General features: G+C 41.6%; 8 protein-coding genes. All 8 read left to right on the forward strand.

Features of this window, described 5'->3' with window-relative positions:
- Window positions 1–21 precede the first annotated feature (21 nt).
- The 8 genes from rpoD (at window position 22) to B5G52_RS13085 (ending at window position 11,109) form a co-directional block, all read left to right on the forward strand.
- Complete coding sequence (gene rpoD / locus B5G52_RS13050; protein ID WP_087533084.1) at window positions 22–1,866, forward strand: RNA polymerase sigma factor RpoD; 1,845 nt, start codon at window positions 22–24, stop codon at window positions 1,864–1,866.
- 67 nt (window positions 1,867–1,933) lie between these two features.
- Window positions 1,934–2,818, forward strand: coding sequence for a 50S ribosomal protein L11 methyltransferase (prmA, locus tag B5G52_RS13055; RefSeq protein WP_087533085.1), 885 nt, complete (start codon window positions 1,934–1,936; stop codon window positions 2,816–2,818).
- A gap of 278 nt (window positions 2,819–3,096) precedes the next feature.
- Window positions 3,097–4,068, forward strand: a complete 972-nt coding sequence (gene dusB / locus B5G52_RS13060; RefSeq protein WP_176372549.1) for a tRNA dihydrouridine synthase DusB — start codon at window positions 3,097–3,099, stop codon at window positions 4,066–4,068.
- Between the two features lie 20 nt (window positions 4,069–4,088).
- Window positions 4,089–4,379 carry a DNA-binding transcriptional regulator Fis gene (gene fis, locus B5G52_RS13065; protein WP_002957804.1) on the forward strand — a complete coding sequence of 97 codons (291 nt, stop codon included), beginning with the start codon at window positions 4,089–4,091 and terminating at the stop codon, window positions 4,377–4,379.
- Between the two features lie 305 nt (window positions 4,380–4,684).
- Window positions 4,685–6,271, forward strand: a complete 1,587-nt coding sequence (gene purH, locus B5G52_RS13070; protein WP_087533087.1) for a bifunctional phosphoribosylaminoimidazolecarboxamide formyltransferase/IMP cyclohydrolase — start codon at window positions 4,685–4,687, stop codon at window positions 6,269–6,271.
- Between the two features lie 108 nt (window positions 6,272–6,379).
- Window positions 6,380–7,198 (forward strand): class I SAM-dependent methyltransferase, encoded by an 819-nt coding sequence (locus tag B5G52_RS13075; RefSeq protein WP_087533088.1) that lies wholly within the window; start codon window positions 6,380–6,382, stop codon window positions 7,196–7,198.
- A 14-nt stretch (window positions 7,199–7,212) separates the two neighbouring features.
- Window positions 7,213–8,496 carry a phosphoribosylamine--glycine ligase gene (gene purD, locus B5G52_RS13080; RefSeq protein WP_087533089.1) on the forward strand — a complete coding sequence of 428 codons (1,284 nt, stop codon included), beginning with the start codon at window positions 7,213–7,215 and terminating at the stop codon, window positions 8,494–8,496.
- A gap of 99 nt (window positions 8,497–8,595) precedes the next feature.
- Window positions 8,596–11,109 carry an EAL domain-containing protein gene (locus tag B5G52_RS13085; protein ID WP_087533090.1) on the forward strand — a complete coding sequence of 838 codons (2,514 nt, stop codon included), beginning with the start codon at window positions 8,596–8,598 and terminating at the stop codon, window positions 11,107–11,109.
- Window positions 11,110–11,179 lie beyond the last annotated feature (70 nt).

Genomic DNA, 11,179 nt, shown 5'->3' on the forward strand with positions numbered 1-11,179 from the left:
AGAGTGGAAGAAAAAATCTCTATGGATCCAACTCCTCAGTCACAATTAAAACTTCTGATTCAAAAAGGTAAAGAGCAAGGTTATTTAACTTTTGCAGAAGTTAATGATCACCTTCCACAAGATATTATCGATTCAGATCAAGTAGAAGATATCATTAGTATGATCAATGATATGGGTATCAAGGTTAGCGAAAACGCACCTGATGCCGATGAATTGATGATGCAAGAAACCACGACAGATGAAGACGCAGCAGAAGCCGCAGCCGCTGCGCTTGCTACTGTAGATAAAGAAATCGGCCGTACTACGGACCCGGTTCGTATGTACATGCGTGAAATGGGCACAGTTGAACTACTGACCCGTGAAGGCGAAATTGTCATCGCAAAGCGTATTGAAGAAGGCATCAACCAAGTACAGATCTCGGTTGCTGAATATCCTGAAGCAATAACTTATCTTCTTGAACAGTGGGATAAATTTGAAGCTGAAGAAATGCGCTTAAGCGACATTATCTCTGGTTTCTTTGATCCTAACGAAGATGAAGCTCAAATTTCTGCAACGCACATTGGCTCTGAATTAAGTGAAAAAGAACTTGATGAAGAAGATGAAGATGATGCAGATAGTGACGATGATGATGACGAAGAAGAAGTAGATACCGGCCCAGATCCTGAAGAAGCCCGTATACACTTTGAAAACCTTCGTGATCTCTATAACAAAGCGCGCGACACTTTTGATAAAAAAGGTCGTTCACACCCAGATTCTCAAGCCGCTATTTTTGAGATCGGTGAGTTATTCAGAACATTTAAATTAGTACCAAAACAGTTTGATCGCATGGTTAATAACATGCGTGAAATGATGGACAGAGTACGTGTACAAGAACGTCTCATCATGAAACAAGCGGTACAATTTGCAAAATTACCAAAGAAAACCTTTGTTAAGCATTTTGCAAACAACGAAACAGATGCATCGTGGCTCGATTTAGAAATTGCCGCTAACGAAAAGCATTCAGCTAAACTTGAAGAAGTTAAGCCAGAAATAATTCGTTGTATCAATAAACTTTCTGTAATTGAAGAAAGCACTGGTTTAAGCATTGAACGTATTAAAGACATCAACCGTCGTATGAGTATCGGTGAGGCAAAAGCCCGTCGTGCGAAAAAAGAAATGGTTGAAGCAAACTTACGTCTTGTTATCTCAATTGCGAAGAAGTACACCAACCGTGGTTTACAATTCTTGGACTTAATCCAAGAAGGTAACATTGGTCTAATGAAAGCAGTTGATAAGTTTGAGTACCGCCGTGGTTATAAGTTTTCAACTTATGCTACGTGGTGGATCCGCCAAGCAATCACTCGCTCTATCGCTGACCAAGCACGTACAATCCGTATTCCGGTGCATATGATTGAAACGATCAATAAATTGAATCGTATTTCACGTCAAATGCTACAAGAAATGGGTCGTGAGCCAAACCCTGAAGAATTAGCAGAACGCATGATGATGCCTGAGGACAAAATCCGTAAGGTACTTAAGATTGCAAAAGAGCCAATTTCGATGGAAACGCCAATCGGTGATGATGAAGATTCGCACTTAGGTGACTTTATCGAAGATACCACCATTGACTCGCCAATTGACTCGGCAACAATGGAATCTCTTCGTGGTGCTACCAACGACGTACTTGCAGGCCTAACAGCCCGTGAAGCTAAAGTATTACGTATGCGCTTTGGTATCGATATGAATACCGACCATACTCTAGAAGAAGTAGGTAAACAATTTGACGTAACCCGTGAGCGTATTCGTCAAATCGAAGCGAAGGCACTGCGTAAACTACGCCACCCTTCTCGCTCTGACTTACTTAAGAGCTTCTTAGACGCTAAATAATTAGCTACTAACAAACATAATCAAAAGGCCGCTGTAGCGGCCTTTTTTCTATTTCAAGGAAACTATCATGGCTTGGATCCAAATCCGTATCAATGCTAATGCCGCAACCGCTGATGCTGTAAGTGACTTATTAATGGAAGCAGGCAGCGCATCTGTTACCTTCATTGATGCTAAAGATACGCCTATTTATGAGCCTAAAATTGGCACAGTCGAATTTTGGGCTGATACCACTGTTATTGGTCTGTTCGAGGCTAATCACGATATGAATGCAGTCATTGAGTTGTTGAAGCGCCATGACGAGATAAGAGACTCGTTAGTTTATAAAGTCGAGCAACTAGAAGATAAAGACTGGGAACGTGAATGGATGGATAATTTCCATCCGATTCAATTTGGCAAAAAGCTATGGATTTGCCCAAGCTGGCGCGATATTCCAGACCCTGATGCTGTAAATGTATTACTCGACCCAGGCCTTGCTTTTGGCACCGGAACTCATGCGACTACTGCACTGTGTTTAAAATGGCTTGAAAGCCAAGACTTAACAGGTAAAACCGTGGTCGACTTTGGCTGCGGCTCAGGTATTTTAGGCATTGCAGCTATCAAATTAGGTGCTGAGCGTATGATAGGCATCGATATCGACCCACAAGCACTTGAGGCAAGTTTAGATAACGCACAGCGTAACGGTGTAGCCGACAAACTGGAAGTTTACCTACCAGAAAATCAGCCTGAATTTACAGCTGATATAGTAGTAGCAAACATTTTAGCCGCACCACTTCGAGAATTACACAGCGTGATTTTAGGCTTGTTAAAACCAGGCGGTAAAATTGCTATGTCAGGTATTTTACAAGAGCAAGCACAGTCAGTGGCTGATGTTTATGCGCCGTTTCTAGCCCTTGATGAAATTGCTGTTGAAGGTGAATGGACACGAGTCAGCGGTAAAAAGCATGCTAACTAATCGTGTTACCTTTGTTTAAGCATTAACTCTAAATACGTTTGTAAAGCCTGTAGTTAACAGGCTTTACCTATTATTCACACATTAATTTACCGTGCTGATTATTACCACTAAATTTGTTTTGTATAAATATCAAACAAATCAACCCGCCCGTCAAACTGTTATCAAAAGTCAATACGAAAAAGGCAAAAAAAAGTCACTTTTGTTCAATTTATAGCCTTTGATTTTTAGTGAAAACACCGTAAACTTAGCGCCCCTTGAAAAGAGGCCTATTGAATACAGTGCGTATCGGTTCATACCAACTTGAGAACAATGTAATTGTCGCGCCAATGGCAGGCATTACAGACAGACCATTTAGACAGCTTTGCCGACGCTTAGGTGCGGGGCTTGCCGTGTCTGAAATGCTATCGTCAAATCCTAAAGTATGGAAAACCGAAAAATCGATGAACCGTATGGATCACAGCGGTGAATCAGGAATACGCGCGGTGCAGATCGCAGGAGCTGATCCTGAGCTTATGGCTCAGGCCGCACAATTCAATGTCAGTAATGGTGCACAAATCATAGATATAAATATGGGGTGCCCAGCTAAGAAAGTGAACAAGAAACTCGCAGGCTCAGCGTTATTGCAGTTTCCTGAGTTAGTCGAAGAGATTATTGATGCAGTTGTAAATGCTGTTGATGTACCTGTAACACTAAAAATCCGCACAGGGTGGGATCAGGAAAACCGTAATGGTGTAGAGATTGCGAGCATAGCTGAACGTTATGGTATTGCTTCATTAGCCGTGCATGGGCGTACTCGCGCATGTATGTATAAAGGTGAAGCAGAATACGCCACGATTAGGGATATTAAACGTTCAGTGTCGATACCTGTGGTTGCTAATGGTGATATTACGTCACCAGAAAAAGCAAAGCAGGTTTTGGACTATACGGGTGCAGATGCCATTATGATTGGTCGAGCCGCCCAAGGTCGCCCTTGGATATTTAGGGAGATAGACCACTATTTGCGAACTGGAAAACACTTACCAACACCTGAAATTTCAGAAGTGCGTGGTATTTTGATGGAACACTTAGTGAACCTTCATACGTTTTACGGGGAACCAATGGGAGCGCGAATAGCTCGCAAACATGTATCTTGGTATTTGCAAACCCATGACAGTGACGGTCAGTTTAGGCGAGTATTTAATGCTCTCGATAATCCACAGGCACAAATCGAGACATTAGAGCAATACTTTAAAACACTAGCAGCTAACTAAGAAAGAAAGAGATATAAACAATGTTCGAACAAAACGTGACTTCTCCATTTATCACTAACCCTCATGTTCAGTCGCACGAGAAACCGCAGCCATTACGCGATGCAGTGAAGAAAGCTGTTCATCACTATTTAAAACAGCTTAACGGTCAAGATGTGCAAGACGTTTACGACCTTGTTCTTTCTGAGCTAGAAGCACCATTACTTGAAGAAGTAATGACTTATACACGTGGTAACCAAACACGTGCGGCAATCTTACTAGGTATCAACCGTGGTACTTTACGTAAGAAGCTTAAGAAATACGGCATGAACTAATACCAGCTATATTGAAACTGTAATCATTCTAACGAGCTAAATAAGCCCCTAACTGCGTTAAAATTTTTTTATGTAGAATAACTACACAGCAAAATTTTTGCCTTGTTATTGACTTATTTCTCTGTCGTTATAATTGCTTACTAATCCAATACAGTTGGTATAAAGTATTTTGAGTAAAAAGCACCTTAGGGTGCTTTTTTTATATCTTTAAAAATCCTCACCCTTTAAATATCGTTTTTTAAGCGATATTCAGTTAAAATAGCGCCTTTCTAAGCTAGCTCAAACACTGAGGTAATCAAACTACAATGGATACACATCGTCCAATTCGTCGCGCACTACTAAGTGTGTCAGATAAAACCGGTATCGTTGAATTTGCTCGTTCACTTGAATCACAAGGTGTCGAACTTTTATCAACTGGCGGTACTTGTAAATTACTTGCTGATAACGGCATTAAAGTCACTGAAGTATCTGACCACACAGGTCACCCAGAGATCATGGATGGTCGCGTAAAAACTCTTCATCCAAAAATTCATGGCGGTATTTTAGCGCGTCGTGGCCAAGATGAAGACGTAATGAGCGAGAATAACATCTCTGCTATCGATATTGTTGTAGTTAACTTATACCCCTTTGCGAATACAGTCGCTCAAGAGAACTGCAGCCTTGAAGATGCGATTGAAAACATTGATATCGGTGGTCCAACTATGGTTCGTGCTGCGGCTAAAAACCACAAAGACGTGACTATCGTAGTAAATGCAAAAGATTACGATCGCGTAATTAGTGAGATGCAAAGCAATAATGGCTCAACAACGTACAAGACACGTTTTGATTTAGCTATTGCCGCTTACGAGCACACCGCACAGTACGATGGCATGATTGCTAACTACTTCGGTAAAATGGTTGCAGACTACACTGATGAAGCGGCAGAGGAAACTAAATTTCCACGTACAATCAATATGCAGTTCACGAAAAAGCAAGATATGCGCTACGGTGAAAACTCACACCAAGACGCCGCCTTCTATGTTGAAAACGACGTGCAAGAAGCCTCTGTAGCAACCGCTGTACAGCTTCAAGGTAAAGCCTTATCGTTTAACAATATTGCTGACACTGATTCAGCCCTTGAGTGTGTTAAAGAGTTTGACGTACCAGCCTGTGTTATTGTAAAGCATGCAAACCCTTGCGGCGTATCAATTGGTGAAAACATCCTTGAAGCCTACGACCGCGCATTTAAAACAGACCCTACATCTGCATTTGGTGGCATCATCGCCTTTAACCAAGAGCTTGATGCCGATACCGCAGAAGCAATCGTGTCACGTCAATTTGTTGAAGTGATCATTGCACCTAAAGTATCTGAAGCTGCAGCGCAAATCATTTCAGCTAAGCAAAATGTACGTTTACTTGAGTGTGGTGAGTTCTCTGCTAAAGGCACAGGCCACGACATTAAACGTGTAAATGGCGGCGTATTAATTCAAGACCGCGATTTAGGTATGGTAACGCAAGGCGACTTAAAAGTTGTCTCTAAACGCCAGCCTACTGAGCAAGAACTTAAAGACTTATTATTTTGCTGGAAAGTGGCTAAGTTTGTTAAATCAAATGCCATTGTGTATGCCCGCGATGGCATGACAATTGGTGTAGGTGCAGGCCAAATGAGCCGCGTTTACTCTGCTAAAATTGCCGGTATTAAAGCTGCTGATGAAAACCTTGAAGTTAAGGGCTCAGTAATGGCATCTGATGCATTCTTCCCATTCCGTGATGGTATTGATGCTGCAGCCGACGCTGGTATTACTGCGGTAATTCAACCTGGTGGTTCAATGCGCGATGAAGAAGTTATCGCTGCTGCTGACGAAGCTGGCATGGCAATGGTGTTTACTGGCATGCGTCACTTCCGCCACTAATCACGCAAAGAGCTAACTGCATCAGTTAGCTCTTTTTGTTTGCATCAAATTCACGTATTCTGCTTATTCTATAACCTCTCGTAAAATTATAATGTGAAGGAACAGACGATGAAATTTGCACTAAAAACGTTACTGGTTGCCACTTTGGCTGTCAGTGCTACTACCGCCGTTGCTCATAATCACGGCCATGATTCAGCATTAAAGCACGCTGTAAAAGCAACCGAACGTAACGCTGAACGCGACCAATATCGCCACCCAGTCCAAACTCTGGAATTTTTTGGCTTTAAACCAAGTATGACAGTGGTTGAAATTGCCCCAGGCGGTGGTTGGTACAGTGAGATTTTAGCGCCAGCATTGAAAGAGCACGGCACCTATTACGCTGCGCACTTCCCTGCAGATTCATCGGTTGGTTACTATCAACGTTCATTAGCTGGCTTTAAAAAGAAGGTTGCTGAGGATGAGCGTTTTAGCAAAGTAAAAATCACTGAATTCGCCCCTTCATCACATTTAGATATTGCTCCAGCTGGCAGTGCGGATATGGTTTTGACCTTTCGTAATGTTCATAACTGGTATATGAGTAAAGATAAAGAAGCGGCAGCTAACGCTTTTAAATCGTTTTACACCGCGCTCAAATCAGGCGGCACCTTAGGTGTAGTTGAACACCGCTTGCCAGAAGAGCGCGCTGATGAAATGCAAAAATCATCAGGTTATATGAAGCAAAGTGTTGTGATTGAACTTGCTAAAAAAGCAGGTTTTGAACTTGAAGCAAGCAGTGACATAAATGCAAATTCACTTGATACAGCCGATCACCCTAAAGGGGTATGGACACTACCACCTAGCCTAAGACTTGGCGAGCAAGACGCCGCTAAGTATAAAGCCATTGGTGAAAGTGACCGCATGACGCTGAAATTTAAAAAACCGCTTTAAATAGGATATTCGCCATGAATGTATTAGTCATTGGCAGCGGCGGCCGCGAACACGCACTTGCGTTTAAGGCCGCTCAAAACAAAAAAGTAACCACTGTATTCGTTGCTCCAGGTAATGCAGGTACTGCACTTGAGCCAAAACTTGAAAACGTTGCGATTAATGTTGAAGACTTAGATGGTCTACTTAATTTTGCAAAGCAAAACAATGTTGGCCTTACTATCGTAGGTCCTGAAGTACCACTGGTACTAGGTGTGGTAGATAAGTTCCGTGAACACGGCTTAGCTATTTTTGGCCCAACCGCCGGCGCCGCACAGTTAGAGGGCTCTAAATCGTTTACTAAAGACTTTTTAGCACGCCATAATATTCCAACTGCGGATTATCAAACGTTTGAGCAAATCGACCCTGCCCTTGCCTATTTAAAAGAAAAAGGCGCACCGATTGTCATCAAAGCTGACGGTTTAGCTGCAGGCAAAGGCGTTATTGTTGCTATGGACGAGCGCGAAGCTGAAGCTGCTATCCGCGATATGCTAGCTGGAAACGCCTTTGGTGAAGCAGGCAGCCGCGTAGTCATTGAAGAGTTTTTAGAAGGCGAAGAAGCGTCATTTATCGTAATGGTTGATGGCGAAAATGTACTTCCGTTTGCTACTAGCCAAGATCATAAACGTGCTTACAATGGCGATAAAGGCCCTAACACAGGCGGCATGGGTGCATATTCACCAGCACCCGTTGTGACTGACGAAATCCACCAGCGCATCATGAACGAAGTGATAAACCCAACGGTTGCAGGTATGGCCAGCGAAGGTCATCCATACACAGGCTTTTTGTATGCTGGCCTGATGATCGACGCCGACGGTACACCTAAAGTTATCGAGTATAACTGTCGTTTTGGCGACCCAGAAACACAACCTATGATGCTACGCTTACAATCAGACTTAGTTGAATTGATTGAAGCGGCTAACCGCGTAGAACTCGATAAAACCACCATTGAGTTTGATTCACGCGCAGCTGTCGGTGTGGTATTAGCTGCTAAAGGTTATCCTGATAGCTACCCGAAAGGCGATACAATCAATGGCCTTAAAGTTAGCTACGCCGAAGGCGAAAAAGTATTTCACGCAGGCACTAAGCAAGACGGCGATAACGTAGTAACCGCAGGTGGTCGTGTGTTATGTGCCACGGCTCTTGGTAATACAGTGACGCAAGCACAGCAACGTGCTTATGAGCTTGTAGACGAGATCAGTTGGGAAGGTATGGAATATCGTACTGATATAGCTTATCGTGCTATCGCTCGGGAAAAATAATTAATTGGTATAACCAGTTAAGATTTAATAAAAAGCGCAGTTTATCTGCGCTTTTTAATGCTACACTCATTTCTAGGGACTGAAAAAGAACGTTAAAAATTGAAAAATAATTACTTACGCTATCATTTTATTGCCGTATTAATATTACTTGTGTTGTTTTATGTAATAGCAACGCTTGCAGGCCATTTAGCGACCCCTACAAAATACACTATTGACAAAACCACTCCTATTTACCTATCCCATAGTTACTTTATTGATGAAACAAAAAAACTACCAATTCATCAAATTATCGATAATCTAGATGATTTCACTGTGGGGTCATTTGCAGATATAAACTGGAACTTTACACCCCGTAATTATTGGTTGTTAGTAGAGCTGGAGAATCGAAGTCAACAAAATGAAAAAATTGTCGCTCATTTTGATAACCCTATGGTCGATCATTTAACGATTTATCACTTGGATAAAAGCAATCATATTATAACGACTACGCAACTTGGCGACTTAACCCCAGAGCTCACTCGTTTTGAGTACAGTGTACCGCATATTCGCTTAACAGTTACCCCGCAAAGTAAACAGAAACTATTAATAAAAATTGATACAACCGGAATTAGTAAAACGCCGATAAATCTTTATGGTGAAACTGAGTTTCAAGATTTAACCCGTTCACAAACAGCCATTTGGGGAATTTTTGTTGGCGTGCTGATCATGGCGGCACTGTATAACTTAGTGCTCTTTTTTGGCATAAAGGATCGCGTTTACTTAATTTATATCGGTTATATTATTAGCGCGATTATTCTAATGGGCTGCGTACTCGGCTTTGGTTTTTACTTATGGCCTGTTAGTTGGCAACTGTTTTTTCAAAAGTACATTATTTTTAGTAACTATGCGATTGCAATATTCACCCTTGCATTTTGTACTATGTTTTTACGCTACCATAAAGAGCAATGCTGGCGTTATAAACTCAGCGTTTACTTTATGGGGCTCATGCTTGTGTTAGGCTTAAGCTGTTTTATCATTCCTGAAAACATCGCTGCGCCGATATTTTTTACTATTTTAGCACTGCTTTATGTAATTTGTATCATCATGATTTATAACAAACTGCGCAGTGGATTTCGTTGGGCAAAGTTTTATGTTATTTCATGGATACCCTTAATTATAGGTGCAGCTATACAGCCACTTGAGTTAACGGGAGTATTGCCGTATAGCTTTGCAATTCGCCATACTTTTTTAGCTGCTATATTGTGCGAAGTGGTGCTCATGGCCATGGCCTTGGCTGATAGAGTTCGCTATCAAAGAGAGCGAGCGCTTTATCATGCCACTCACACCCAGCAAACCAAACTTCTTAATAGCGCAATGTTAAAGCAAGCTTATATGGCACTTGAGCAGCAGCAAAGACAAAACACCCTGTGTCTAATTAAAATTCGTTATTTTCACTCACTAGATACCATTTTGACAGCAACAAAAAGCAATGAATTAATCATCAAGGTAGCAAAATCATTAGAGCTGCAGCTAGTTGGCGAACGTCAGTTTTACTTTTTAGATTCAACCTTAGATAGCAACTCTAAACTTGCCGACTTAGGCACAGGGGTATTTGCCTGTATTTCTACTAAAGCACAAACCGCTGAAGAGCTATCTTTAAGTTTAACAAAGATCATTAAAGGCTTACCAAAAAACTACCAAATACAAGGGTTAAACTTACAGCTAGAGTACAGTGTCGGGATCAGTTTTCCCGATACAGTCAATAACTTTGAAGCAAGCCTACAGCGTGGATATGTTGCATTAAAACAAGCAAAGGGGACAGTGAGTCACATTAGTGATTCACAACAGCAACCGAATCAAGTCATGGACATTGAGCTGGCAGCAAAACTACAAGAGGCGATAAGAGCCAATGAACTTGCATTATATCACCAACCGCAAATTAACCTCGCCAACAACCAAGTAGTAGGTAGTGAAGTCCTGTTACGTTGGCCTTGTACTCAGTATCAGCACATAAATATAGAGCAGCTTATTCAATTAGCCGAACGCACAGGACTTATTAACGAGCTCACCTTGTGGGTATTGGACAAAGCCTGCCAAGACATTGCCCAGCTTAATAAGCAGGGTTACAGCGGGCAATGCGTTAGTGCTAATTTAAGCGCTAAGAACATAGGCATAGTGCAATTAGCTGAAAAAATTGAAAACACCTTATTGAAATATAATGCACCTGCAAAGCAACTCAAATTAGAACTCACGGAAACCGCATTAATTGGCGATCAACAACAAATGCAGACGCTCATAAAGCAATTAAATGAAATTGGCGTTACTGTGGTACTTGACGACTTTGGTACTGGTTATGCTTCTTTGACTTATTTACTGCATTATACCTTTGCTAATTTAAAAATTGATAAGTCATTTGTTATTGATCTGGAAGCAAATCCTACTAATAAAGTGGTCGTGAAAACGGCCATTGATATGGCCCATAACCTAGGCTTAAGTGTCACCGCTGAAGGGGTTGAAGATAAGCAAACTCACCGCTTATTAAAATCAATGGGCGCAGACTTTAGTCAAGGTTATTACTATTCTAAAGCACTTTCTTTTGATAGTTACCTAGACTGGTTAAGTAAAAATAAATAAGCCAATTACAGTTAAAGTACCACAACTTTACAGATTACTGATAAAATCCCCTTTTTAAACATCTTTAGGG

The organism is Pseudoalteromonas sp. A601, from assembly GCF_002165575.1.
Taxonomy (GTDB): domain Bacteria; phylum Pseudomonadota; class Gammaproteobacteria; order Enterobacterales; family Alteromonadaceae; genus Pseudoalteromonas.

Excerpts from the sequence above, each read along its gene's own strand:
- B5G52_RS13075 (WP_087533088.1), top strand. The coding sequence starts at position 6,380 with ATGAAATTTGCACTAAAAACGTTACTGGTTGCCACTTTGGCTGTCAGT.
- purD (WP_087533089.1), top strand. The coding sequence starts at position 7,213 with ATGAATGTATTAGTCATTGGCAGCGGCGGCCGCGAACACGCACTTGCG.
- prmA (WP_087533085.1), top strand. The coding sequence starts at position 1,934 with ATGGCTTGGATCCAAATCCGTATCAATGCTAATGCCGCAACCGCTGAT.
- rpoD (WP_087533084.1), top strand. The coding sequence starts at position 22 with ATGGATCCAACTCCTCAGTCACAATTAAAACTTCTGATTCAAAAAGGT.
- fis (WP_002957804.1), top strand. The coding sequence starts at position 4,089 with ATGTTCGAACAAAACGTGACTTCTCCATTTATCACTAACCCTCATGTT.
- purH (WP_087533087.1), top strand. The coding sequence starts at position 4,685 with ATGGATACACATCGTCCAATTCGTCGCGCACTACTAAGTGTGTCAGAT.